Origin of the sequence: Gulosibacter sediminis, from assembly GCF_030011715.1 — a bacterium.
Taxonomy (GTDB): Bacteria; Actinomycetota; Actinomycetes; order Actinomycetales; family Microbacteriaceae; genus Gulosibacter; species Gulosibacter sediminis.
Map to the genome: position 1 here is coordinate 1 of NZ_JASCYH010000002.1, position 25,401 is coordinate 25,401.

Consider the following 25,401-nt stretch of genomic DNA (forward strand, 5'->3'; position numbering starts at 1 on the left):
CCTGCCTCCTTCCGTCTGGTGGGCTCGGATTTGTGTATAAGAGACAGGCGCGAGCAGCCGGGCGTGCGCGCGCACGTCGCCCTGCAGCGCGAGCACGCCGATGATCGGCGCGGGGCTCACCAGCCGCGCTCGGAAAGGCGGTGCGGCTGGGCGAGGTCGGCGACGTTGATGCCGACCATCGCCTCGCCAAGACCGCGCGAGACCTCGGCGATGACGTCGGCGTTCTCGAACAGGGTCGTCGCCTTGACGATCGCGGCAGCCCGGGCCTCAGGGTTGCCCGATTTGAAGATGCCCGAGCCGACGAACACGCCGTCGGCGCCGAGCTGCATCATCATCGCTGCGTCGGCGGGGGTCGCGACGCCGCCGGCGACGAACATGACGACGGGCAGCTTGCCGGTCGATGCGACCTCCTCGACGAGGGCGTACGGGGCCTGGAGCTCCTTCGCGGCAACGTAGAGCTCATCCTTCGAGAGCGACGAAAGCGCGCGGATCTCGGAGCTGATCTTGCGGATGTGCTTCATCGCCTCCGAGACGTCGCCGGTGCCAGCCTCGCCCTTCGAGCGAATCATCGCGGCGCCCTCGTTAATGCGGCGCAGGGCCTCGCCGAGGTTGGTCGCGCCACAGACGAAGGGCACGTCAAACTGCCACTTGTCGATGTGGTTGACGTAGTCAGCCGGCGAGAGCACCTCCGACTCGTCGATGTAGTCGACCTTGAGCGACTGGAGCACCTGCGCCTCGACGAAGTGGCCGATGCGGGCCTTGGCCATGACGGGAATCGACACCTCGGCGATGATCGCGTCGATGAGGTCGGGGTCGCTCATGCGGGCGACGCCGCCCTGGGCACGAATGTCGGCGGGAACGCGCTCGAGCGCCATGACCGCGACGGCGCCGGCATCCTCAGCGATGCGGGCCTGCTCGGGCGTGACGACGTCCATGATCACGCCGCCCTTGAGCATCTCGGCGAGACCGCGCTTGACGCGGTCGGTGCTCGGGCTGGCGTTGGTGGGGGGAGTTGCAGAAGTGGTCATGTCCTCCATCCTGCGAGGTCAATTGGCCCATTGGAAGATCCACTATCACTGGACTTTGTTAGACCACTTCGGCAGACTCGAGCCATGCGCTCTCCCGAAATCACCGAGCTTTCCGTGTCGCTCGACCGCGCGCATCCGCTGCCACTGCCGCAGCAGCTCGCGGGTTCAGTGCGGGCGCTCATCGACCGCGGCGTGCTGCGAGCCGGGGATGCGCTGCCCTCGTCGCGGGCGTGGGCCGCGCGGCTCGGAGTCTCGCGCGGCACCATCGTGACCGCCTTCGAACAGCTGACGGCCGAGGGCTATCTCACGTCGCAGACTGGCGCCGCGACCACCGTGAACCCCGCGCTTGGGCAGACGCACCCTGGCCGGCGTGATGCGGCGCGGGGTGCAGCCGGCATCCCCTCGCTCCCGAGTACCGGTGGCCGCGCACCCGAGACCTCCCTCGACCCCATTGACCTCCTCCCAGGTCAACCCTCGACCGGCACCCTGCGCACGCCCGCGTGGCGGCGCGCGTGGCGCAACGCGGCCGACGCCGACCTCGCGACGCTGCCGCTCGCGGGCGACCCGCGCTACCTCGCCGCCGTGAGCGAGCACTTTCGGCGGATGCGCGGGCTCGCCCGCGACGCCGGCAACTTTCTCGTCACGGCCGGGGCCCGCGAAGGCCTCGCGCTCATCGTGCAGACGATCGCGGCCGAGCGGGCCGGCGCCGCGCCGGTGCGTGTCGGTGTCGAGTCTCCCGGCTACCCCTCGCTGCGCCGCGTGCTCGCGCGCCTCGGCTGCGAGCTCGTGCCACTCAAGGTCGACCGTGACGGGCTGCGCACCGACCGGCTCCCCCGTGGCGCGGCGAAGCCCGACCTCGTGATCGTCACGCCGAGCCACCAATACCCGTTTGGCGGCTCACTGCCCATCTCCCGCCGCCAAGACCTGCTCGCGTGGGCGCGCACCGAGTGCGTGCTCATCGTCGAGGACGACTTCGACTCCGAGCTCCGGTACGTCGGCCAGCCGCTGCCGACACTCACCGCGCTCGACCGCACGGGCGACGGCACCGTCGCGCTCCTCGGCACGTTTTCGTCGACCGTCGCGCCGACAATCGGCATTGGGATGCTCGGTGCGCCGGCGCCGTTGCGGGAGCGGCTGCTCGCGACGCGCGCCGACCTCGGCACCCCGGTCTCGGCAGTGACGCAGCGGGCGTTCGCCGAGTACCTCGCCTCGGGTGAACTGGCTCGACACGCCGCTCGGATGCGCCGCAGTTATCGCCAGCGCCGCGCCGCGGTGCTCGCGGTGCTCGGCGACCTGCCTCAGGTCGAGGTCTCCCCCATGGATGGCGGCCTCCACGCCGTGATTCACACGCGACGCGATGAGGCCGAGCTCATGGCAGCGTGCGAGCGGGCTGGCGTGCGGGTGTCTCCCGGCGCCGTGTACTGGCGTGAGCCGAGCAGTGCGTCACCGAGCGGCCCGAGCGGCGCGAGCAGCGCATCCGCCTCGGGCAGCATCGTCATCGGCTACGCGCACCTCTCGGAGGCGCAACTCGCCGAGGGACTCGCGCGCCTCCGCGCGGCGCTCTAGCGCGAGCGCGTGCGAGCTACTCGGCGTCCCAGAGGGCCGCGATCTCGGCGCGCTGCTCGCCGAGCAGACGCGGCATCGGCTTCGTGCGGCCGATGATCGGCAGGAAGTTCGCGTCGTTCGGCCAGCGCGGCACGATGTGCTGATGCAGATGCCCAGCAATGCCGGCGCCGGCGACCTCGCCCTGGTTCATGCCGATGTTGAAGCCACCGACGCCGCCCTGGTACTTCAGCACCGTCATCGCGCGCTGCGTGAGGTGCGCCATCTCCATGACCTCAGCGTCGGTCGCGAGGTCGTAGGTGGCGATGTGACGGTACGGGCAGACAAGCAGGTGCCCCGTATTGTAGGGGTACAGGTTCATCACGACGTAGCAGAGCTCGCCCCGCTTGACGATGAGGCCGTCCTCGTCGCTCTTGTCGGGCGCCGAGCAAAAGACGCAGGCATGGTCGGGCTTGCGCCGTTCCTCGCCATTGTCGATGTACGCCATGCGGTGCGGCACCCAGGTGCGCTCGAAGCCGTCGGGCACGCCGACGAAGTCGTCGGCCGGCTGCAGCTCGTAGGGTTCGCGCTCGCCCGTCATTACGCCAGCACGTCGGCGTCGGAGCTCACGAGCGTGTGCTCGCGGATGGCCGAGGTGATGAGCGCGATCGCTTCGTCGACGGGCACGCCGTTGCGCTGCGAGCCGTCGCGGAAGCGGAACGAGACGGCGCCCGCTTGGCGGTCGTCCTCACCCGCGATGAGCATGAACGGCACCTTCGCCTTGGTGTGCGTGCGAATCTTCTTCGGCATGCGGTCGGCCGAGTCGTCGAGTTGCGCACGAACGCCCTCGCGACGCAGGCGCGAGATGACCTCGCCGAGGTAGTCGGCATACTCATCGGCGACCGGAATGCCGACGACCTGCTCGGGTGCAAGCCAGACCGGGAACGCGCCCGCGTAGTGCTCAAGCATGATCGCGAAGAAGCGCTCGATCGAGCCGAGCAGGGCGCGGTGAATCATCACCGGCTGCTTGCGCGTGCCGTCGGCCGCCGCGTACTCGAGTTCGAACAGCTCAGGCTGGTTGAAGTCGAGCTGCACCGTCGAGAGCTGCCAGGTGCGGCCGATGGCGTCGCGCGCCTGCACCGAGATCTTCGGGCCATAGAACGCGGCGCCAGCCGGGTCGTCGACGAGGTCGAGCCCCGACTCCTCACCGACCTCGCGTAGGGTCTGCTCGGCGATCTCCCACTGCTCGTCGGTGCCGACCGACTTCTTGGGGTCGCGCGTCGAGAGCTCGAGGTAGAAGTCGTTCAATCCGAAGGCGCGCAGCGTCTCGAACACGAACTCGAGCTGGCGCTGAATCTCGCCCTTGACCTGCTCATCCGTCACGTAGATGTGCGCGTCGTCCTGCGTCAGGCCGCGCACGCGGGTGAGGCCCGAGAGCGTGCCGCTCTTCTCGTAGCGGTAGACCGTGCCGAACTCGGCAAGGCGCAGTGGCAGTTCGCGATAGCTGCGGGCGCGGGCGCGGAAGATGAGGTTGTGGAAGGGGCAGTTCATGGGCTTCAGGTAGTAGTCCTGGCCCTGCTTGGTGACGTTGCCTTCGTCGTCGGTGACCTCGTCGAGGTGCATCGCGGGGAACATGCCGTCCTTGTACCAGTTGAGGTGCTGGCTTGTTTCGAACAGCGCGCCCTTGGTGATGTGCGGCGAGTTGACGAGCTCGTACTCATGTTTGAGCAACTGCTCGCGCATGAACGACTCGATCTCGTGGCGGATGATGCCGCCTTTCGGGTGGAACACCGCGAGACCCGAGCCGATTTCGTCGGGGAAGCTGAACAGGTCGAGCTCGGCGCCGAGCTTACGGTGGTCGCGCTTCTGGGCCTCTTCGATGCGGGTCTTGTAGGCGACGAGCTCGTCCTTCGTCGGCCACGCGGTGCCGTAGATGCGCTGCAGCATCGGGTTCTTCTCGCTGCCGCGCCAGTAAGCGCCCGAGCTGCGCATGAGCGACCAGCCGTTGCCGATGAGCTTTGTCGACGGCAGGTGCGGGCCGCGGCAGAGGTCGTACCAGACGGTGTCACCCGACTTCGGGTCGACGTTGTCGTAGATCGTGAGCTCGCCGGCGCCGACCTCGACGTTTTCGCCGGCGTCACTGCCCGCGTTGCCCTTGAGGCCGATGAGCTCGAGCTTGTACGGCTCGCTGGCGAGCTCAGCGCGCGCATCCTCGTCGCTCACGACGCGACGGGCGAAGCGCTGGCCCTGCTTAACGATGCGCTGCATCTCTTTCTCGACGGCCTTGAGGTCGGCCGGGGTGAAGGGCTCTTCGACGTCAAAGTCGTAGTAGTAGCCGTCAGTGATGAACGGCCCGATGCCGAGCTTCGCGTCGGGGTGCAGCTTCTGCACGGCCTGCGCGGTGACGTGCGCGGCCGAGTGGCGCAGGATGTTCAGGCCATCTTCGCTGTCGATGGTTACCGCCTCCGCGGTCTGGCCCGCTTCGATCTCGCGGAAGAGGTCGAGCAGCTGACCGTCAACGCGCATCGCGACGATCGCGGGCTGCTTCGGGGCGTCCGCGAAGAGTTCGGTGCCCGTCGTCGTCGTGCTGGCCTCGAGTCGCAGGGGTGCTGGTGCGTTCTTGAGGTCTGGTGCAGACACGTCGTCTCCTACTTGCGCGGATGCGGTGGTTAAGTTGCCGGCGCACGGCGCGTCGGCTATCGAACGATTCTAGGTGGTGCGGGTTGCCCTAGCTGACCGTGGTGCCGCCGAGGGCGTCGACGAAGTCCTGCGGGTTGTCAACGTTGAGCAGCCAGTTCTCGCCGACGAGCAGGTGCGTCTGCACGGCGAGGTTCTTCGAGCGATCGACCGCGGCCGCGAGTTCTTCGGGGTTCGCGTAGACGGCCATGACGACGGTGTCGGAGCAGCGCCCAGCCTTGGCGTCGTAGTCGCCCGGGTCGATTTCCTCCCAGGACTCGCAGGTGCCGCCCGCGGCGACATACGCGTCGCGCAGCTCCTCGACAGTCGAGAATTCGGTCGCGTCACCGGTCACCGCGGGCACCGCTTCCCCGCCGCCCGAGCAGCCGGCCAACACTGCGCCGACCGCCGCCGCGATGCCGATTCCCTTGACCCGACGCATGCTGCTGCCACTCACCTGATTCACCGGGCCATCCTATCGACCCGGGAAGCCCGCAAGTGTTTCGTACGATGTCGGCGTCGCCGCTTCGAGCACGTCAGCGATCTCGTCGTTGATGGGCAGCCGGCGAATGAACGCCCCCATCGCCGCACAGACAGGCGCGGCCACGAGCAGCGGCTATGGCCCGACGGAACCCTCGGCGCGGCCCGCGACCGACGCGATGGCTGTGGCCACGAACGGTATGTGCCAGTCGACGTTCTCTACGACGAGCGCGCTAATCGGCACAGCGAGCGACGAGGCGAGCAACATCACGCTGACCCGCCAGGCGGTCTTCAACACACCCACGCCGAGCAGCCTGGGCAGCTCGCCCTGAATCGGCGTATGGATAGCTTGCGTGAAGAAGGCGCTCACGTCTGCGAAGGCGAGCACTCGAGCGGTCCTTCGCGACGCTCGCCGCCGCATCCCAGCCGTCGCCCGGGTTGCAAGCGTGCTCAGTCGGCGAGCGTGATGCCGAGGTGGTCAGCGAACGTTTCGGTGAGGTCAACGGCCTGGTGAAACGTCAGAATCGTGCCACGCATCGACGTTAGGCCGCGCACGCGGCTCAGTTCAGCGCCGCGCAGATCGAAGTGCTGCAACCTGGCCTGATCGAGGATGAGTGTGCGCACCGTGCACTCGTGGAACGCGACCCGGTCTGCGCGGGCCAGCGTCAAGTCGAGTTCGTCGATGACGCAGTTCTCGAAGCGAATATCGCGTGGCGTCGCGGCACGAAGGTTCACAAACGACATCTTGGATGCGGTGATTCGCACCCCGCGGAGGTCGGCCTCAGCAAGGTCGACGGCGCCGAGCCGGGAGCTTTCGATGTGCACGTCGCGCCAGTCAGAGCCGGCCGCCTTGAGCTCGGGTGCCCTGACTCGCTCGAGCCGAGTCTCAGCGATGCTGACGTTGCGGAGCTGCGCCGCGTGCACATCGAGCCCGAGGAACTCGCACTCGCTCACGCTCGAAAGTTCACGACCCGCGAGGTCAGCATCGATATACCGACGTGCCTCGTAGTAGCCGGCAGCGACGATCTCGAGCGCACTGGCGTCGGCGAGCTCTGGCAGACGCAGCTCGTCAACCATCGGTGCCACAATCTTTGGGGTTCGATTCGCTGTCACGTCCGCTCCTATTCGTCGGCCTGCAGCCTACCGAGAGGCGACGACAAAGGGCCCGTTCGCGCTCCGATACATCGCCCCAGGTCACTGCCTAACGAAGAAACCCCCTGATTACTCAGGGGGTTTTGCTCGTGCGCGATACTGGGATCGAACCAGTGACCTCTTCCGTGTCAGGGAAGCGCGCTACCGCTGCGCCAATCGCGCTCATCTCTTGCGAGACTTGCATTGTGCATCCCGTACAGGATACCGAGGTGACGACGGGATTCGAACCCGTGTAAACGGCTTTGCAGGCCGCTGCCTCGCCTCTCGGCCACGTCACCGTACTGGGTCTATGCCCGTGCTCTCAAGACGTGGTCTTGTTCACACTCGAGCGGATGACGAGACTCGAACTCGCGACCCTCACCTTGGCAAGGTGATGCGCTACCAACTGCGCTACATCCGCGTGACTTTGGCTTCCTTTCGGCGCCTCAGCACTCGAACTACACTAATGCAAGCATTCCGTGCAATGCAAATCGAGACGGCGGGGAATTTAGAAATCCCAGATCAACAGCATGAAATTCGTTCCCAGCAGCGTGTCTCGAGGGAGCCGGTTTGCGCGACATCGCTCGCGTGTGCCAAGATAGACCCTTGTTGCGGGTGATTAGCGCAGCGGTAGCGCACTTCCTTCACACGGAAGGGGTCACTGGTTCGATCCCAGTATCACCCACCTCACAGGGCCTCCCACGGGAGGCCCTGATTCGTTTCCCCGACTCCCCCGTCGCCGGCCATCCGTCCGGTCTATGCCGCGCATCCCGCGCGGGCGTGTCTGAGTGCGACCCGTACTGCCCCGGTCCGTCTCCTCAACGCGGGTAGACGTGTCGGCCCAGATTCGAGAAGGTGGTAATTGCATGCAAACAATCTCGTGCGAGGGACACCGTCAAGCAGGCGAAGGTGCTCGCACAAACGAACTGATTGGAGCGGACCATGCCACGTCAACGTCGATCATCGTTAAAGGACCCGGAACTGTATGAAAGCTTGCGCGCCGAGGGAAAGTCTGAGGAACAGGCAGCCCGAATCTCGAACGCAGCAGCGAAGGAAGGCAGAACCGCCGTGGGCAAACGCGGCGGAGCCGCTGAGAACTACGAGGACCGGACCGTGCCGGAGCTCCGCGCGCGAGCGCGAGAGCTGGGCATCACAGGAGTGTCCAGATCTACAAAGAGCGAACTCATCACGCGACTTCGAGAGCACTAACCGGTGATCCCTGCAGTTTTCTACTAGCGCTGCGCGTACAACCGCATCAAACGTAGAAAACCACATCGACTGCGGCGCGATCTGGTGCGAGGGCGGATACGCGGGCACAGGTGCGCACGCACGGCCACAACGCTCGTAGCGGCCGCGCAGGGCGCGCAACGGGAGAATTAATAAGGGCCCCGGAGTCGATGACTCCGGGGCCCTGGTGGTTGGTGTGGTCGGCGGCTTCGTAATCACTCACACAGCATTACGCTGGCCCGCAGTGAGTGCTTCCGGCACCGCCATCCATTCGTCGTAGGACGATCAGTGGCCTACGCCGCACCAACCTGGTTGAGCTCGCCGGTGCGCTGGTAAGCGCGTTCGCCGTGGACACTTTCGTCCACACCTGCGAGCTCCTCCTCGCTCGTGATTCGGAAGCCGATGGTCTTCTGAATGACCATCCCCACCACATACGCAACCACGAACGAGTAGATCAATACCGCCACAGAGGCGACAACCTGCAGGATCAGCTGCTGGACACCGAAGCCCATGAACAGTCCCGAGGTAGTTCCGAACAGACCGGGCCAGATCGAGCCGATGAGGCCCGCGACCAGGTGAATGCCCACGACGTCAAGCGAGTCGTCGTACTTCGCGGCCCACTTGAGGTCGCAAGCGTACTCAGCGGCAACACCACACACGAAGCCGAGGAGCAGAGCCCATCCGGGAAGAATGTCGGCACACGCGGGGGTGATACCCACGAGGCCAGCGATGACACCAGAGGCAGCGCCAACCGCGGTCGGCTTCTTGCCGCGAACTCGATCGATCGCGAGCCAGCCGAGGATACCGGCAGCCGGGGCCACGATCGTGTTGACCGTGATCAGGCCGGGGATGCCGTCGACAAGGTTGCCCGTGCCCTCGGCGCCGACATTGAAGCCGAACCAGCCGAACCAGAGGATTGCGGTACCAACGAGCACGAGCGGCACGTTGTGCGGCTGGTTGAGGCTCTTGCCGAAGCCCTGGCGGCGACCAAGCACCAGCGCAAGAGCGAGGGCAGCAGCACCCGCGTTGATGTGCACCGCAGTTCCACCGGCGTAGTCGATGACGCCGAGGTCGCCGAAGCCGAGCGCCGTGCCGAGCTGTGAGATCCAGCCGCCGCCCCACACCCAGGCCGCGACCGGGAAATAGACCAGCGTCGCGAAGATGCCCGCGAACAGCAGCCAGGAGCCGAAGCGTGCACGATCCGCGATCGAGCCCGAGATGAGGGCCACCGTGATGATCGCGAATGTCGCCGAGTAGGCACTGCCCATCATGGCTTCGTTATCGCCCGAGGTCGCCACCATGCCGAAGTCCGTGAACGGGTTCCCCGCGAACTGGAAGAAGGACGAGCCGTCGACCGAGATCATCGCGTGTCCGAACAGCACCCAGAGCACAGCGACCAACGCGAGCGCGCCGAAGGACATCATCATCATCGAGATGGCGCCCTTCTCGCGAACGAGGCCACCGTAGAACAGCGCGAGGCCCGGTGTCATAAACAACACCAACGCCGTCGCAGTAATGAGCCAGGCCGCACCACCTGTATCCATTGAAGTTCTCCTCTCAATCACACCCGGCAGGTCAACCGCTCGACCCGAAACCGTTGGTGTGTGGTTCCTGAGAGTAGACCGAACGCCAAAAATAAATGGCGTTTTTAGTGCATATTTTGAGTAACTTTGCACTCTCAACAAATTTTAACTTGCGTGCAACCTTGTTGAAGATTGCGCAAAATTGCAAAGAATCAGCCCGTAACCCGGGAGTTTTCCGGGGCTACGGGCTGCGACGAACGCGGCGCGCGCTACGCGCTGGCGGCGCCGGTGGATGCAATGAGTCGCGACACCGAGCGAAGGTACTTTTTGCGATAGCCGCCGTCGACCATGCCGCCACCAAAGATCGCGTCGAGGGGCACGCCCGAGGCGACAATCGGGATTTCGGCGTCGTAGACCCGGTCAATGAAGGCGACGAAGCGCAGCGCCTCGGACTGATCGGTGAGTTCGCTCACATCGGTGAGTGCAAGCAAGCTGATGCCGTCGACGAGGCGCACATACTTCGAGGGATGCACGGTGGCAAGGAAGTCGATGAGGGTGCGGAAGTCGTCCTGCGCGACTGTCTTGCCCGCGCTGATGCACGCATCCACCGCATCCTGCACCTCGGCCGGCGAGCTCACGATCGCGTGGCCCTCAACCGCGCGCCGACGGTAGTCGACACCGTCGATGCGCACCGTCTTGAACACGTCGGCAAGCTTCGTGATCTCGCGGAGGAAGTCCTGCGCCGCGAATCGTCCCTCACCGAGCGCATTCGGCGGGGTGTTCGAGGTCGCCATGACGTGGGTGCCCTTCTCGACGAGCGCGCCGAGGAAGCGGGTCATGACCATGGTGTCGCCCGGGTCGTCGAGCTCGAACTCGTCGATGGCGAGCAGGCTGGCGCCGGTGAATGCCTCGACGGCCTTCTGGTAGCCGAGTGCGCCGACGAGCGAGGTGTACTCGATGAACGTGCCGAAGTACTTGCGACCGCTAAAGGCGTGCCATGTCGCGGCAAGCAAGTGGGTCTTGCCGACGCCGAAGCCACCGTCGAGGTAGACGCCGGGCTTCACCGTCGGTGCGCGCTTGAACATCTTTGACATGAAGCCGCGGCCGCTCGAGTGGTCTCCCCCGGCCTTCGCGAAGTCGCGCGAGATCTCGACCGCCTGCATCTGCGACGGATAGGACTCATCGGGCACGTAGTTCTCGAAACTCGCGTGCGCGAACTGTGGCGGCGGCACCAGGGCCCGCACCATCTCATCCGGCGTCATCTGCGGAACCTGTTCGGTGAGATGTACGAGGGTGCCTACGGTCACAGAGGTCTCCTTTTGCGCAGGAATAAGCTGGGTCAAGACTACGCTGACCTAGGTACGAACGCCGCAGTATTCGAGGAGTAGTCATGTCCGTCGTCTTCGACGAATCCCGGGAATTCGCGCAGTACGCGCAGCCCCACCGTCTTGTCTCGACCGAGTGGTTGGCCGAGCACCTTCACGACGACGGCCTCGTGGTCGTCGAGTCTGACGAAGACGTACTCCTCTACGACACCGGGCACATTCCGGGTGCAGTCAAGGTCGACTGGCACACCGACCTCAACGATCCCGTCGTACGTGACTACGTCGACGGCGAGGGCTTCGCCGAGCTGATGAGCCGCCTCGGCATCAGCCGCGACACGACCATCGTGCTCTACGGCGACCGCTCGAACTGGTGGGCCGCCTACGCCATGTGGGTGTTCGAACTGTTCGGCCACGAAGACATCCGCCTCGTCAACGGCGGCCGCGAGAAGTGGGTCGCCGAGGGTCGGGAACTCACTCGAGAGGTGCCCGAGCGTACCGCCTCGGACTACCCCGTCGTCGAGCGCGACGAGACCGGCCTGCGCGCCCGTCGCGACGACGTCGTCGCGCACCTGAGCGAGGGCAAGCCGCTCATCGACGTGCGCAGCTTCCCCGAGTACACGGGCGAGCGCACGCACATGCCCGATTTCCCGCAGGAGTCGGCGCTGCGCGGCGGACACATCCCCTCGGCCCACTCGGTGCCGTGGGCGCGCGCCGCGAATGAGGATGCGACGTTCAAGTCGCGTGAGGAGCTCGAGCAGATCTACCGCGGCGAACTCGGCCTCGGCGACAGCGACGATGTCATCGCATACTGCCGCATCGGCGAGCGCTCGAGCCACACGTGGTTCGTACTGAAGTACCTCCTCGGTTTCCCGACGGTGCGCAACTACGACGGCTCGTGGACCGAGTGGGGTTCGCTCGTTGGCGCCCCGATCGTCGTCGGCGAAGAGCCCGGCACCGCGCCGACCCGATAGAGGCAATGATGTCTGCAATTCCTGCTCAGCTCGCGGAGATCCGCGACGACTTCCTCGCGATCCCCGAGCGCGAGCGGCTCACGATGCTGCTCGAGTTCTCTGATGAGCTGCCCGACGTGCCCGAACGCTTCGCCGACGTCGAATTCGAGCGCGTCATTGAGTGCCAGTCACCGGTCTTCATCACGACCGAGGTCGACGACGGCACGGTGCGCCTGTTCGCCAAGGCCCCGGCCGAGGCGCCCACGACCCGCGGCTTCGCCTCAGTGCTCGTGCAGGGCATCGACGGGCTCTCGACCGACGAGGTGCTCGGCATCCCCGTCGACTTCCCGTTCGAGCTCGGCATCACCAAGCAGGTCTCGCCGCTGCGCTTGAACGGCATGGTCGGCATGCTCAGTCGCGTGCAGCGTCAGGTCCGGGAGGCCACGAGCGCGTAGGTTGGTTGATGTGCCCGACACTTCGCAGCCGTTTGATCTCAGCCGCATGCCGGACCCTGCCTGGCTCCGCCAGCTCGGCGGTGCCGGCGACCGGCTCGACCTAACCGGCGACAGCATCGACCAGGCCGAGTCGTGGCTGCGCGAGCACTACGCGCCACCGCGGGCCGACTGGGTGCGCATGAACATGCTCGGCTCGCTCAACGGACGCATCACCGGTGGCGACGGCACCTCGGACAGCCTCTCGAACCGGGCCGACCGGCGCATCCTGCGGCTCATTCGCGAGATGAGCGACGTCGTCGTGGTCGGCGCGAACACGGTGCGCGAGGAGCGCCACACCGCGACCCGCCCCACCTGGCTCTGCATCATCTCGGAGTCTGGCAACCTTGCGGGCCACCGCATCAGCGAGGCGGATGCGGCTGCCTCGGTGCTCGTGTGCGGGCCGACTTCGGCGCGCGACCGCGCCGCCGAGACGATGCCCGGCGCCAACTTCGCCGAGTTCGACACGTCGGCCGGCCGGGTGCCCCTGGATGCCGTGCTCGCGGAGCTACGCGGCCGCGGCCTGCGCCAGATCGTCGTCGAGGGCGGCACGACCCTGATCGGTCAGTTCCTCGACGGGGCGCTCCTCGACGAGGTGTGCCTCACGCAGGCTCCGGTGTTCGGCCCCGACACGTCACCGGCGCTCCCCTCGTCGTCGCGCAACTCCGCCTTCCAGCGCGTGCTCCTGCTCGAGGACGAGTTCGGCTTCCTCTATCAGCGGCTGGTGCGCGCCGACGCCTGAGCCTGCACGCTGAGCCCGGCGAACCAGTCGTCCACCGCCGTCTCCCAGCTCTCGCGGTCGACGTTCCAGAGCCGTGTGTGCCGCGCACGCGTGAACTCCACGTAGTCGACGAGGTCGGGCCGCGCCTGCGCGAGCCGTTGGCTCGAAGTCACCGGCACGACGGTGTCGGCGGTCGAGTGCAGCAACAGAATCGGCACCTCGAACTCGTCGGCCCGCGCCACGAGGTCGAGCTGCGCGAGGTCGAGCGGCTCGTCGGTGCCGAGCAGGCCCCGGTGCAGGGGCGAGTTGAGCAGCCACATGCCGAGCTTTGCTACCGGCGCGGGGACGCGCATCTGCGCAGCCTGGTACTCGAGGGTGTCGTGCCAGTTCACCGCCGGCGACTCGAGCATGAGGCCGACGATGCGCTTGCGGAAGCGTGAGTTGAGGTAGGTCTGCCCGACGATGCCACCGCCCATCGACCAGCCGGTGAGCACGATTCGCTCGGCACCGCGCGAAATTGCCCACTCGAGCGCCGCATCGACGTCGTGCCACTCGGTGAGTCCAAGGCCGTACTTGCCGTCGGCCGGCGAAGGCACGCCGAGGTCGTTGCGATAGCTCACGATGAGCGAGTTCCACCCCTGGGCCCGCACGAGCGGCACCGCACGCAGCGGCTCGGTCATTGCCGCGCCGCGCCCGTGCACGTGAATGACCCAGTCGTGGCTGCCCTCGCGGTCGGCCGGCACGAACCAGGCGGGCATCGTGCCGAGCTCGCCGGGCACCTCCACCTCGCGCCAGTGCAGGCCGAGGTCGCGAATGTCGCGCTGCGGGGCAGAGGCCACCCGCACAGTACGAATGCCGACAATGGGCGTACCGATCGCTTCGCTGAAGCGCCGCGTCACCGTCCGCAGGTCGGCGGTGACGATCTCGCCGAGGCGCGCGCGGCCCCGGGCCGAGTCCCACAACAGGGTGTACTCCCCCGACGTCTCCGATTCAATCGTGCGCTCGAGCGTGATCGTGCCCGCCGTTGCCTCGGGGTTGTGCAGGTCGCACTTGATGACCCGCACCGGCCCGCGCGTGCTCCGCGGCGGGTTCACCACCTGGCGCGCGAGCATGGTCGCCGCGGTTGCCGCGAGCGAGCCAAGAAACACGGTGGCACCGGCCGCAAGCGCGGTCGCGTTCCTGAGGGATCGTTCGGTCATTTTCCTCCGTTCGCGGCAAGTCGGCGCGCCGCAGCTCACAGGCCCCACCACCCGGCCTAACCTTCAGGCGTGGTGGTCAGCTTGCATCCGGTGCCCGTAGCGTTCGACATGGCAGTCGAGTCAATTCGAGCTGTCGAGTTTCGCAGCGACTTACGGGTGCAGGAAATCCGTTCACCCGAGGGTCTGGCCCCTCATGCGTTGGCGCTCGCAGCAGATGTTAGTCCTGGCAACCTGGAGGGCGACTCCCAGCTCGGCACGGGCCGCTTCATCCTGCTGCACGACCCCTCCGAGCCGGATGCATGGCGCGGTGATTTCCGCGTCGTCTGCTTCGCGCAGGCCCCGCTGGAGACCGACATTGGCGGCGACGCCATGCTGCCGGAGGTCGCCTGGTCGTGGCTCGTCGACGCGCTCGACGAGAACGGCGCCGACTATCGCTTCCCCTCGGGCACGGTCACAGTGGTCAACTCGAAGGGCTTCGGTGAGCTCACCGAGCAGGGTGAGGGCTCCCAGATCGAAATGCGCGCCTCGTGGACGCCGCAGAATTCCGACCTTGCCATCCACGTCGAGGCGTGGTCAACGCTGCTCTGCATGCTCGCTGGACTTCCGCCGGTCGATTCGCAGGACGTCGCGATCCTGCGGCACGCGGCGCGTGAACATGGCCGCGGTTGACGGCAAGCGCCTCGAGCGCGGCGGACTCGAGGTTATCGACACGCATATTGCCCTGAGCGACGCCCTGGGCCGGCTCGAAGAGGGCACCGGACCCATCGCCATCGACACCGAGCGCGCCTCGGGCTACCGGTACTCCGACCGGGCCTACCTCATTCAGATTTTCCGTCGCGGAACGGGCACCCTGCTCATCGACCCGATCCCGTTCGGCTCGCTGAAGTCGGTGACCGAGGTGATCGCCGACGACGAGTGGATCCTCCACGCCGCGACGCAGGATCTCCCCTGCATGCGCGACATCGGTCTCGAACCAACGCGGATGTTCGACACCGAGCTCGCCGCGCGCCTGCTCGGCATGGATCGCGTCGGGCTCGGCGCGGTCGTGCAGGAATTGCTCGGCATCGAGCTCGCGAAGGCGCACTCGGCCGACGACTGGTCGGTTCGCCCGCTGCCGAAGGAGTGGCTCGCATACGCGGCCCTCGACGTCGAGCTGCTCGTCGATATGCGCGACGAGCTCGCGAAGCGACTGGTGGATGCGGGCAAGGCCGACTGGGCGCTCGAGGAGTTCGAGGATGAACTGCGCCGGCCGCTCAATCCGGTCAAACACCTCACGCTCGAGCCCGACGCCGACCCCGAGCGGTGGCGTGCGCTCTCGGGCGTGCATCAGCTTCGTTCGCCGCGCGCGCTCTCGATCGCCCGTGAACTCTGGCTGAGCCGCGACGCCTACGCCCGCGAAACTGACACGGCGCCCGGTCGCATCGTTCCCGATCGCGCCGTGCTCGCAGTCGCCAAGGCGCAGCCCCGCTCTCGTGGACAACTCAGCGCGATGAGCGACTTCACGGGCAAGCAGTCGCGCTCGCAGCTCGATCGCTGGTGGGCTGCCGTCGCCGCAGGCCGTGAGAACCCCGTGCCGCCAAAGCGGGCAGCCCCGGATGCGAACCGCGTGCCGCCTATCAAGGCCTGGGAGCAGAAGCGTCCCGAGGCGTTCACCCGGATCAGCGCAGCGCGTCCCGCCGTTGCCGAACTCGCCGAAGAACTGCACCTGCCGACCGAGAATCTGCTCACGCCGTCGCTCCTGCGACAGCTTGCTTGGGACGGCACGGCCGAGACCGAATCCGAGATTCGGACTGAACTCAGTAATTTGGGAGCGCGACAGTGGCAGGTCGACATGACGGCCCCCGTAATCGCGAGGTCATTTGTCGAGGCTGCCCAAGGCGCTACGGATTCCGACATCTCCTCTCGATAGGCTCGGCCTGATCACAACGGTCCGTAACGATGCGGACCACGAGGAGGAATAGTGACCGGATCAGAGGTCCATTTCATTGACGGCACGCGCACGCCTTTTGGCCGCGCTGGCGAAAAGGGCATGTACTGGGGAACCCGTGCCGACGATCTGGCGGTGAAGGCCATGAAGGCACTCATCGACCGCAATCCGCAGATCCCGGCCGACCGCTATGACGACGTCGCTATCGCGGCGACGACGCAGCAGGGCGATCAGGGTCTCACGCTCGGCCGCACGACCGCGATCCTCGCGGGCCTGCCGCTGAGCGTCCCCGGCCTCGCGATCGAGCGCATGTGCGCCGGTGCGCTCACCGCCTCGGCGCTGATGGGTTCGACCATCGGCTTTGGGCAGAACGACGTCGTCATCGCGGGTGGCGTCGAGCACATGGGCCACCACCCGATGGGTCAGGGCGTCGACCCGAACCCCCGTTTCCTCTCCGAGCAGCTCGTCGACGGCGAGGCTCTGAACATGGGCAACACGGCCGAGCGCCTGCACGACCGCTACCCCCAGTACACGAAGGAGCGCGCCGACCGTTTCGCGCTCGCCTCGCAGCAGAAGGCCGCCAAGGCGTACGAGGACGGCAACTTCACCCGTGACCTCGTTCCGGTCGCCATCGAGAGCGAAGCCGGCTGGGGTCTCGCCGACCGCGACGAGCACCTGCGGCCCCACACCACCATGGAGGGCCTCGCCGGTCTCAAGACGCCATTTCGCCCGCACGGTCGCGTGACGGCTGGTAACGCCTCGCCGCTCACCGACGGCGCCACCGCGTCGATCCTCGTCTCCGACGACGCGCTCAAGGAGTTCGGCCTCAAGTCGCGCATGAAGATGGTGTCGTTCGCGTTCGCGGGCGTCGAGCCCGAGGTGATGGGCCTCGGCCCGATCCCCTCGACCGAGAAGGCGCTCAAGCGCGCTGGCCTCAAGATCGACGACATCGGACTGTTCGAGCTCAACGAAGCGTTTGCGGTGCAGGTGCTCTCGTTCCTCGACCACTTCGGCATCGCGGACGACGACGCCTCGGTCAACCGCTTCGGCGGGGCAATCGCCCTCGGCCACCCGCTCGCAGCGAGCGGCGTGCGCCTCATGATGCAGCTCGCGAACCAGTTCGAGCAGTTCCCCGAGGTGCGCTACGGCGTTACCGCGCTCTGCGTCGGTCTCGGCCAGGGTGGCACGATCATCTGGGAGAACCCGTCCTGGAACGGCAAGAAGCACGCGCGAGCAGGAAAGTAGGCAGAACAAGTGAAGTTCCCCAAGTTTGACCGCAGCAAGTATGCGGCGCTGCTCGAGTCGGCCGCCGATGTCGAGGTCATCACCGAGTCGAAGGTGCGCGACGTACGCCTCGCATCCGGTCGCACCCTCGCCCTCATCACCCTGGACAACAACAAGGACTACAAGCGTCCGAACACGCTCGGCCCGAACACGCTCGCCGCGCTCGGCGAGACGCTCGAGTCGCTGCGCTCGCGTGCCGCCGCCGGTGAGATCGACGCCGTCGCCATCACCGGCAAGCGCTTCAGCTTCGCGGCCGGCGCCGACCTGTCGCTCGTCGACCGCATCCCGAGCCGCGACGTCGCGCGCCTCATGGGCGAGATCGGGCACCACGCGCTCGGACTGCTCGGCGACCTCGGTGTGCCGAGCTTCGCGTTCGTCAACGGCCTCGCCCTCGGCGGCGGCGTCGAGGTCGCGCTGCACTCGACCTACCGCACCATCGACGCCTCGACCCCGGCCATCGCCCTCCCCGAGGTCTACCTCGGCCTCGTGCCCGGCTGGGGCGGCGCCACCCTCGTGCCGAACCTCATCGGCATCGAGAACGCCCTCAAGGTCATCATCGAGAACCCGCTCAAGATGAACCGCACCCTCAAGCCGACGCAGGCCCTCGAGCTCGGCCTCGTCGACCGTCTCATCGCGCCGGTCAACTTCCTCGAAGACTCGCTGAAGTTCGCGGATGCCGTGCTCGGCGGCGAGACGGTGAAGCGCCCAAACGAGCCCGGCAAGATCGAGCGAGTCACAAAATGGGACATCGCGGTGAAGATCGCGCGCAAGTCGGTCGAGGAGCGTCTCGGCACCGTGCCGCAGGCACCCTACCGGGCCCTCGACATCATCGCCCTCGCGAAGCATAACGACCTCGCGCGCGGGTTCGAGGCCGAGAACGAGGCGCTCGCCGACCTCATCTCGGGCGACCAGTTCATGGCATCAATGTACGGCTTCGACCTCGTGCAGCGCCGCGCGAAGCGCCCCGTCGGTGCGCCCGACAAGTCGCTCGCAGGCAAGGTCACCAAGGTGGGCGTCGTGGGCGCCGGCCTCATGGCCAGCCAGTTCGCGACGCTGTTCATGCGACGCCTCAAGGTGCCCGTCATCATGACCGACCTTGACCAGGAGCGCGTCGACCGCGGTGTCGCGAACGTGCACGCCGAGCTCGAGAAGCTGCGCGACAAGGGTCGCCTCGACAACGACGAATTCAACCGCCTCACCGCCCTCGTGACCGGCACGACCGACCGCAGCCAGTTCGCCGACTGCGACTGGGTGATCGAGGCCGTGTTCGAAGAGGTTTCGGTGAAGCAGGACGTCTTCGGCGACCTCGAGAACATCGTCTCTGAAGAAGCGATCCTCGCAACGAACACTTCCTCGCTCTCAGTGGACGAGATCGGCTCGAAGCTCCGCCACCCGGAGCGTCTCGTCGGCTTCCACTTCTTCAACCCGGTCGCCGTCATGCCGCTCGTCGAGGTGGTCAACGCAGCGAAGACGAACGAGGCCACGCTCGCGACGGCGATGCAGGTCGCGAAGAACCTCAAGAAGACCGCGGTCATCACCAGCGACCGCCCGGGCTTCGTCGTCAACCGCGTGCTCGCCAAGGTGCTCGGTGAGGCGATGCACGCCGTCGACACCGGCACCCCAATCGCCGTCGTCGACCACGCCTCCGACCCCATCGGCCTGCCAATGACCCCGTTCGAGCTACTCGAACTGGTTGGTCTCAAGGTCGGAGCGCACGTGCTCACCTCGCACCACACGCCGTTCCCCGACCGCTTCTTCGAGTCGAAGAACCTGGATGCGCTGGCCGATTCGGGCGCGAAGCTCATCGAGCGCGACGGCAAGGGTCGCCCGAAGGGCTACACGAAGGAGTTCGAGAAGATCGTCGGCACCGAGGGCAAGACCCCCATGACCGCCGAGCAACTCCGTGAGCGCCTCGAGACCGGGCTCGCCGAAGAGATCAAGATCATGCTCGACGAGGGCGTCGTTACCGCCCCGGAGGACATCGACCTGAGCCTCATCCTCGGCGCGGGCTTCCCGCTGCTCGATGGCGGCATCACGCCGTACCTCGACCGCGTGGGCGCCAGCGAGCGCGCCTTCGGCGGCACGTTCCACACCCCGACGATCCGCGGCGCCGCGCAGCGCTAAGGAACGCCCGAACGCGGGCCGACTCCCCCACCGGGAGCCGGCCCGCTTCGTTTTCCCGACTCAGTTTTGCGGCCACTGCCGTCGGCTAACGTCGTGGCATGCGTGAATACCTCATCGACTCGCCCCGCCCGACCAACTCGGAGTCACTCCATGCGCTCCTGCGCGACATCATCGCCGAGGATGGCGCCCTCACCCGGGCCCAGGTCGACACGATTCGCATGACGAGCCAGGTGCACGACGAGGGCACCCGCATCGAGCGCCTCGACCTCGACCTCTCGGGCACGCAGCTCAGCCCGCGCCAGCTCGTCGAGCAGGCGAAGGAGCGAGAGCAGGAGGTGCCGGACGAGCCCGCGAAGCCAGTATCGCCCACGATCGTGCAGGTCGACGCGGCATCCTTCTCGGCGCAGCCGCTCAAGCTGGGGCCCCTCGAGCTCAGGGCGACCGGCTCGGCAGAGAACATCCGCTACGCCTGGCTCGAGGACGCGAAGGGCGGCCTCTGGGTCGAGCACCTCAAGTCGGCCGACGGCAAGCCGGGGCACGCCTCGGCGCAGTTCGAGGTCGACACACGCGACTTCGAGCCGCTCGCGCGCGAGGTGCTCGAGCGCGCCGACGCGAAGGTGAAGCTGCTCGAGTTCACGCCCGAGGTCGAGGCCCCGAGCGACCGCGAGGCCCACGTGCGCATCGCCTTGCGTTGCGGCTACGGCATCGTGCGCGCGAGCATCATCGTCGATGCGCAGGCGAGCATCGACGATGACATGGTGTTGCACATCAAGCAGGTGAAGTTCTCGAGCAAGAACCCCGTGCTCGCGCTCGCCTACAAGGCGGTCGAACGCATCGTGCTGCGCGACGGGCGCATTCCCGAAACCATCGCCATCAACGAGCAACTGCCCGCGGGCATTGAGCTCACGGATGCGCGCATCCGTGCGGTCGGTACCCGGCTCACGATCACTGGTGAGGTGCTTGCCGAGGGCGAAGCAGACTTTCCGGCGTAGTCGAGCCGCCAACGCGTTCGGGTCGCGCGTGCGGAATGCGTGACCCGAGCACCTGTGCCACGACGTTTCGCGCGATCTGCTGGGGCGTGAGCCCCGCATCCTCAAGAATCTGGCCACGGCTCGCGTGGTCGATGAACTCGTCGGGCAGGCCGAGCTCGGTCACCGTCGTGTCGACCTCGGCCGCGCGCAGGTCTTGTCGCACCCGGGTGCCGATGCCGCCGACGACGATGCCGTCTTCGAGCGTGATGACGAGCCGGTGCTCGTTGGCGAGCGCGATGATGCTTTCGGGCACGGGCACGACCCAGCGCGGGTCGACCACGGTGACGCCGATGCCCTGCGCCTCGACGCGCTGTGCGACCTCAATCGCGGTGCCCGCCATCGACCCAACCGCGACGATGAGGACATCGGAACGACTGCCGACATGCAGCACGTCGACGCCATCCTCGAGCCGACGTAGCGCCTCGATCTCGTCGCCGACCTTGCCCTTCGAATACCGCAGCACGGTGGGGCCGTCTTCCACGGCAACCGCCTCGCGGAATTCCTCGCGCAGCCGCGTCGCGTCACGCGGCGCGGCGAGCCGAATGCCCGGCACGATCTGCAGCAGCGCCAAGTCCCACATGCCGTGGTGGCTCGGTCCGTCGGGGCCGGTCACGCCGGCGCGGTCGAGCACGAAGGTGACCGGCGCGTGGTGGAGGCCCACATCCATGAGCACCTGGTCGAACGCCCGATTCATGAACGTCGCGTAGATCGCGACGACCGGGTGCAGACCGCCGAAGGCCATCCCGGCGGCCGAAGTGACCGCGTGCTGCTCGGCAATGCCGACGTCGTGCACGCGCTTCGGGTACTTCTTCGCGAACGGTTCGAGGCCGACCGGGCGCAGCATCGCCGCGGTGATGCCCACGACGTCCTCGCGTTCGTCGGCCACCTTGACGAGTTCGTCGCCAAACACGGCCGTCCAGGACTGCCCGCTTGACTCGGCCACCGGCTCGCCCGTGATCGGGTCGATCTGGCCGACCGCGTGGAACTGGTCGTTCACGTCATCGGTGGCCGGCTTGAAGCCGTGCCCCTTCTCGGTGATGACGTGCACGATGACGGGCTGCCCGTAGTCGTGGGCCTGGCGCAGTGCCTCTTCAACGGCACGCTCGTCGTGGCCGTCGATCGGGCCGAGGTACTTGACGTCGAGGTTCGAGTAGAGCGACTCGTTGTTCGTGAAGCGCGAAAGGAAGCCGTGCAGACCGCCGCGCACCGCGCGATAGACGCTGCGGCCGAACTTGCCGCCGAAGCGCGAGAAGGCACGGTCGGAGGACTTCTGGAGACTCGTGTAGGTGCGGTCGGTGCGCACGCGGTTGAGGAAGCGGGCCATGCCGCCGATGGTCGGCGCGTACGAGCGGCCGTTGTCGTTAACGACGATGACGAGGCGGCGCGAGTTGTCGTCGCTGATGTTGTTCAGCGCCTCCCAGGTCATGCCGCCCGTGAGCGCGCCGTCGCCGACGACGGCAACGACGGCGCGGTCGCGCTGGCCGGTGACCTGCCAGGCGCGCGAGATGCCGTCGGCCCAGCTCAGCGAGCTCGAGGCGTGCGACGACTCGACGATGTCGTGCTCAGACTCGGCGCGCTGCGGGTAGCCAGCGAGGCCGCCGCGTTCACGCAGCTCGTCGAAGTTCTGGCGCCCCGTGAGCAGCTTGTGCACGTACGACTGGTGCCCCGTGTCGAACACCACGGCGTCCTTCGGTGAGTCGAAGACGCGATGAATCGCGAGCGTCAGTTCAACGACGCCGAGGTTCGGGCCAAGGTGCCCGCCGGTACGGCTGACGTGCTCGATCAGGAACGCGCGGACTTCTTCCGCCAATTGCTCGAGCTCCGCCTGCGAGAGACGGTCAAGATCTCGGGGCCCCTTAATCGATGGCAAGAGCTGCTCCGCCATTCGGACTCCCTTCTTCACGTAAGCAGTAATTCTACCGCCCGCGCGCGGAAAACCGCGTCGGCGGGCAGCCCTTAAGGCTACCCGCCGACGCGGTCTGCGGTGAACTATTTGTTCGCGACGAGCGAGCGCAGCACGTACTGCAGGATGCCACCGTTGCGGTAGTAGTCGGCCTCACCGGGCGTGTCGATGCGCACGACGGCGTCGAACTCGACCGGCTCGCGACCGGCCTCCGAGTTCTCGGTCGGGGTTGCCACGACGTGCACGGTCTTCGGGGTCGTGCCGTTGTTCAGCTCTTCGAGGCCCGTGATCGAGAACGACTCGGTGCCGTCGAGGCCGAGCGATGCGGCCGACTCGCCAGCCGGGAACTGCAGCGGCACAACGCCCATGCCGATGAGGTTCGAGCGGTGGATGCGCTCGTAGCTCTCGACGATGACCGCGCGAACGCCGAGCAGGCTGGTGCCCTTAGCAGCCCAGTCACGCGACGAGCCCGAACCGTACTCCTTGCCGCCGAGCACGACGAGCGGGGTGCCCTGCGCCGCGTAGTTCTGCGCCGCGTCGTAGATGAACGACTGCGGGCCGTCGGCCTGCGTGAAGTCGCGGGTGTAGCCGCCCTCGACGCCATCGAGGAGCTGGTTCTTCAGGCGAATGTTCGCGAAGGTACCGCGAATCATGACCTCGTGGTTACCGCGGCGCGAGCCGTAGGAGTTGAAGTCACGACGCTCCACACCGTGCTCGGTGAGGTACTGACCTGCCGGGCTCGCGGCCGGGATCGAACCCGCGGGCGAGATGTGGTCGGTCGTGGTCGAGTCGCCGAGCTTGACGAGCACGCGGGCATCGGTGATGTCGGCCACCGGGGTGAGCTCAAGCGTCATGCCGTCGAAGTACGTGGGCTTGCGCACGTAGGTCGACTCCGAGTCCCACTCGAAGGTCGAGCCGGCCGGGGTCGGCAGCGAACGCCAGCGGTCGTCACCCTCGAAGACCGAGGCGTACTCGTTCGTGTACATCTCAGTGTCGATCGACTCGTCGATGACCTGCTGCACCTCGGCCGCGTCGGGCCAGATGTCGGCGAGGAAGACGTCCTTGCCGTCCGAGTCCTGGCCGAGCGGCTGGTTCTCGAAGTCGAAGTCCATCGAGCCGGCGAGGGCGTAGGCCACGACGAGCGGCGGCGACGCGAGGTAGTTCATCTTCACATCGGGGTTGATGCGACCCTCGAAGTTGCGGTTACCCGACAGCACCGCCGTGATGGCGAGGTCGTTGTCGTTAATGGCCTCCGAGATCGGCTGATCGAGCGGGCCCGAGTTACCGATGCAGGTGGTGCAGCCGTAGCCGACAAGGTAGAAGCCGAGGTCGTCGAGGTACTTCGTGAGACCCGACTTGTCGTAGTAGTTCGTGACGACCTTCGAGCCCGGTGCGAGCGTGGTCTTCACCCACGGCTTCGACTGCAGGCCCTTCTCGACCGCATTACGGGCGAGAATGCCCGCGGCCATCATGACCGAGGGGTTCGAGGTGTTCGTGCACGAGGTGATCGCGGCGATGCCGACGTGGCCGTGGTCGAGCTCGAACTCGGCACCGTTGTTGCTGACGGTGACGGGCTTCGAGGCCTCCGAAGCGTAGTTGTTCAGGTCGCTCTCGAACTGCGTCTTCGCGTTGTCGAGCTCGATGCGGTCCTGCGGGCGGCGGGGGCCGGCAATCGACGCGACGACGGTCGAGAGGTCGAGCTCGAGGTACTCCGAGAAGTTCGGCTCGTTGGCGGCGTCGTGCCAGAGCGTCTGCTCCTTGGCGTACGCCTCAACGAGCTTGACCTGCGCTTCCGAGCGGCCGGTGAAGCGGAGGTAGTTCAGCGTCTCGTCGTCGATCGGGAAGACCGCGGCGGTCGAACCGAACTCGGGCGACATGTTGCCGATGGTGGCGCGGTTCGCGAGCGGTACCTGGCCGACGCCCTCACCGTAGAACTCGACAAACTTGCCGACGACGCCGTGCTGGCGCAGCATGTCGGTGATCGTGAGCACGACGTCGGTCGCGGTCACGCCGGTGGGGATCGAGCCGTTGAGCTTGAAGCCGACGACCTTGGGGATGAGCATCGACACGGGCTGGCCGAGCATCGCGGCCTCGGCCTCGATGCCGCCAACGCCCCAGCCGAGCACGCCGAGACCGTTCACCATGGTGGTGTGCGAGTCGGTGCCGACGAGGGTGTCGGGGTAGGCCTGCTTGACGCCGTCGACCTCGCGCACGAAGGCGACGCGCGCCAGGTATTCGATGTTCACCTGGTGCACGATGCCGGTTCCCGGGGGGACGACCATGAAGTCGTCGAAGGCACCCTGGCCCCAGCGGAGGAATTGGTAGCGCTCACCGTTGCGCTGGTACTCGATCTCGACGTTGCGCTCGAAGGCGTCGTCGCTACCGAAGAGCTCGGCGATAACCGAGTGGTCGATCACGAGCTCGGCGGGTGCGAGCGGGTTGATCGTTTCGGGGTTGCCGCCAAGGTCCTTCACGGCCTCGCGCATGGTGGCAAGGTCGACGATGCAGGGCACACCGGTGAAGTCCTGCATCACCACGCGGGCCGGGGTGAACTGGATCTCGGTGTTCGGCTCGGCCGAGGCATCCCACGAGCCGAGTGCCTGGATCTGCTCGGCCGTCACGTTCGCGCCATCTTCGGTGCGAAGGAGGTTCTCGAGCAGCACCTTGAGGCTGAAAGGCAGCTTCTCGTAGCCGGCAACCTTGTCGATGCGGAAAATCTCGTAATCCGTGCCCTCGACGCTCAGAACGTCTTTGGCGCCGAAACTATTGATAGCAGTCACGATGCTCCTAATCTTTGACTTGCCGGAAGATATCTCGACTTAGAGAGATCTTACCGTAT

The 25,401-nt window shown here is 66.6% G+C and carries 21 protein-coding genes and 4 tRNA genes; 11 read left to right on the forward strand and 14 right to left on the reverse strand.

The window, feature by feature from the left end; genetic code table 11:
* Positions 1-116 precede the first annotated feature (116 nt).
* Positions 117-1,028, reverse strand: coding sequence for a pyridoxal 5'-phosphate synthase lyase subunit PdxS (pdxS, locus tag QM019_RS01175; protein ID WP_125105822.1), 912 nt, complete (start codon positions 1,026-1,028; stop codon positions 117-119).
* An 84-nt stretch (positions 1,029-1,112) separates the two neighbouring features.
* On the opposite strand from pdxS, the gene pdxR reads away from it, so the two are divergent.
* Positions 1,113-2,594 (forward strand): MocR-like pyridoxine biosynthesis transcription factor PdxR, encoded by a 1,482-nt coding sequence (pdxR, locus tag QM019_RS01180; protein WP_282851546.1) that lies wholly within the window; start codon positions 1,113-1,115, stop codon positions 2,592-2,594.
* Between the two features lie 16 nt (positions 2,595-2,610).
* Here pdxR and QM019_RS01185 read toward each other — a convergent pair whose 3' ends face one another.
* The 8 genes from QM019_RS01185 to QM019_RS01220 all read right to left on the reverse strand — a co-directional run bounded on the left by QM019_RS01185 (position 2,611) and on the right by QM019_RS01220 (position 7,278).
* A complete protein-coding gene (locus QM019_RS01185) occupies positions 2,611-3,171 on the reverse strand; it encodes an HIT family protein (RefSeq protein ID WP_125105820.1) in 561 nt (186 codons plus the stop codon).
* Positions 3,171-5,096 carry a threonine--tRNA ligase gene (gene thrS / locus QM019_RS01190; protein WP_241209171.1) on the reverse strand — a complete coding sequence of 642 codons (1,926 nt, stop codon included), beginning with the start codon at positions 5,094-5,096 and terminating at the stop codon, positions 3,171-3,173. Before thrS ends, QM019_RS01185 begins: the two co-directional genes overlap by 1 nt.
* A gap of 202 nt (positions 5,097-5,298) precedes the next feature.
* Positions 5,299-5,712: a hypothetical protein gene (locus QM019_RS01195; RefSeq protein WP_282825374.1), complete on the reverse strand. Its 414-nt coding sequence runs from the start codon at positions 5,710-5,712 to the stop codon at positions 5,299-5,301.
* A gap of 150 nt (positions 5,713-5,862) precedes the next feature.
* A complete protein-coding gene (locus QM019_RS01200) occupies positions 5,863-6,114 on the reverse strand; it encodes a hypothetical protein (RefSeq protein WP_282825372.1) in 252 nt (83 codons plus the stop codon).
* A 62-nt stretch (positions 6,115-6,176) separates the two neighbouring features.
* Positions 6,177-6,839, reverse strand: coding sequence for a pentapeptide repeat-containing protein (locus QM019_RS01205; protein WP_282851547.1), 663 nt, complete (start codon positions 6,837-6,839; stop codon positions 6,177-6,179).
* A gap of 129 nt (positions 6,840-6,968) precedes the next feature.
* Positions 6,969-7,040: transfer RNA gene (locus QM019_RS01210), tRNA-Val, on the reverse strand.
* A 45-nt stretch (positions 7,041-7,085) separates the two neighbouring features.
* Positions 7,086-7,156: transfer RNA gene (locus QM019_RS01215), tRNA-Cys, on the reverse strand.
* 49 nt (positions 7,157-7,205) lie between these two features.
* A tRNA-Gly gene (locus QM019_RS01220) sits at positions 7,206-7,278 on the reverse strand.
* Positions 7,279-7,470: 192 nt separating this feature from the next.
* Here QM019_RS01220 and QM019_RS01225 point away from each other — a divergent pair.
* Together QM019_RS01225 and QM019_RS01230 are read left to right on the forward strand one after the other, a co-directional pair.
* Positions 7,471-7,542: transfer RNA gene (locus QM019_RS01225), tRNA-Val, on the forward strand.
* A 257-nt stretch (positions 7,543-7,799) separates the two neighbouring features.
* On the forward strand, positions 7,800-8,066 hold the full coding sequence (locus QM019_RS01230) for a DUF7218 family protein (protein ID WP_125105815.1): 267 nt from the start codon (positions 7,800-7,802) through the stop codon (positions 8,064-8,066).
* A gap of 311 nt (positions 8,067-8,377) precedes the next feature.
* Here QM019_RS01230 and QM019_RS01235 read toward each other — a convergent pair whose 3' ends face one another.
* Both QM019_RS01235 and zapE read right to left on the reverse strand, forming a co-directional pair.
* A complete protein-coding gene (locus QM019_RS01235) occupies positions 8,378-9,628 on the reverse strand; it encodes an ammonium transporter (RefSeq protein ID WP_282825366.1) in 1,251 nt (416 codons plus the stop codon).
* 248 nt (positions 9,629-9,876) lie between these two features.
* Positions 9,877-10,869: a cell division protein ZapE gene (gene zapE / locus QM019_RS01240; protein WP_282851671.1), complete on the reverse strand. Its 993-nt coding sequence runs from the start codon at positions 10,867-10,869 to the stop codon at positions 9,877-9,879.
* Between the two features lie 128 nt (positions 10,870-10,997).
* Between zapE and QM019_RS01245 the strand changes: the two genes are divergently transcribed.
* From QM019_RS01245 to QM019_RS01255, 3 genes are read left to right on the forward strand one after another with little or no spacing between them, the layout of a single operon-like run.
* Positions 10,998-11,903 carry a sulfurtransferase gene (locus QM019_RS01245; protein ID WP_125105813.1) on the forward strand — a complete coding sequence of 302 codons (906 nt, stop codon included), beginning with the start codon at positions 10,998-11,000 and terminating at the stop codon, positions 11,901-11,903.
* A gap of 8 nt (positions 11,904-11,911) precedes the next feature.
* The gene (locus tag QM019_RS01250) at positions 11,912-12,337 is read left to right on the forward strand and encodes a SufE family protein (RefSeq protein ID WP_282851548.1); all 426 of its coding nucleotides are present in this window, start codon (positions 11,912-11,914) and stop codon (positions 12,335-12,337) included.
* Positions 12,338-12,347: 10 nt separating this feature from the next.
* Complete coding sequence (locus tag QM019_RS01255) at positions 12,348-13,115, forward strand: dihydrofolate reductase family protein (protein WP_282851549.1); 768 nt, start codon at positions 12,348-12,350, stop codon at positions 13,113-13,115.
* Here QM019_RS01255 and QM019_RS01260 read toward each other — a convergent pair.
* On the reverse strand, positions 13,088-14,293 hold the full coding sequence (locus QM019_RS01260; RefSeq protein ID WP_282851550.1) for an alpha/beta hydrolase family protein: 1,206 nt from the start codon (positions 14,291-14,293) through the stop codon (positions 13,088-13,090). The genes QM019_RS01255 and QM019_RS01260 overlap by 28 nt on opposite strands.
* Positions 14,294-14,401: 108 nt before the next feature.
* Between QM019_RS01260 and QM019_RS01265 the strand changes: the two genes are divergently transcribed.
* The 5 genes from QM019_RS01265 to QM019_RS01285 all read left to right on the forward strand — a co-directional run bounded on the left by QM019_RS01265 (position 14,402) and on the right by QM019_RS01285 (position 20,620).
* Positions 14,402-14,962, forward strand: coding sequence for a DUF3000 domain-containing protein (locus tag QM019_RS01265; protein ID WP_428831942.1), 561 nt, complete (start codon positions 14,402-14,404; stop codon positions 14,960-14,962).
* Positions 14,949-16,202 (forward strand): ribonuclease D, encoded by a 1,254-nt coding sequence (locus tag QM019_RS01270; protein WP_282851551.1) that lies wholly within the window; start codon positions 14,949-14,951, stop codon positions 16,200-16,202. The genes QM019_RS01265 and QM019_RS01270 overlap by 14 nt, the downstream gene beginning before the upstream one ends.
* Before the next feature lie 48 nt (positions 16,203-16,250).
* Complete coding sequence (locus QM019_RS01275) at positions 16,251-17,465, forward strand: thiolase family protein (protein WP_282851673.1); 1,215 nt, start codon at positions 16,251-16,253, stop codon at positions 17,463-17,465.
* Positions 17,466-17,474: 9 nt separating this feature from the next.
* Positions 17,475-19,628 carry a 3-hydroxyacyl-CoA dehydrogenase NAD-binding domain-containing protein gene (locus tag QM019_RS01280; RefSeq protein ID WP_282851552.1) on the forward strand — a complete coding sequence of 718 codons (2,154 nt, stop codon included), beginning with the start codon at positions 17,475-17,477 and terminating at the stop codon, positions 19,626-19,628.
* 98 nt (positions 19,629-19,726) lie between these two features.
* Positions 19,727-20,620 carry a hypothetical protein gene (locus QM019_RS01285; protein ID WP_282851553.1) on the forward strand — a complete coding sequence of 298 codons (894 nt, stop codon included), beginning with the start codon at positions 19,727-19,729 and terminating at the stop codon, positions 20,618-20,620.
* Here the strand turns inward: QM019_RS01285 and dxs are convergent.
* Both dxs and acnA read right to left on the reverse strand, forming a co-directional pair.
* Positions 20,574-22,544 carry a 1-deoxy-D-xylulose-5-phosphate synthase gene (gene dxs / locus QM019_RS01290; RefSeq protein ID WP_282851554.1) on the reverse strand — a complete coding sequence of 657 codons (1,971 nt, stop codon included), beginning with the start codon at positions 22,542-22,544 and terminating at the stop codon, positions 20,574-20,576. The two genes, QM019_RS01285 and dxs, sit on opposite strands and share 47 nt — an antisense overlap.
* A gap of 104 nt (positions 22,545-22,648) precedes the next feature.
* Positions 22,649-25,345 (reverse strand): aconitate hydratase AcnA, encoded by a 2,697-nt coding sequence (gene acnA, locus QM019_RS01295; protein ID WP_428831949.1) that lies wholly within the window; start codon positions 25,343-25,345, stop codon positions 22,649-22,651.
* Positions 25,346-25,401 lie beyond the last annotated feature (56 nt).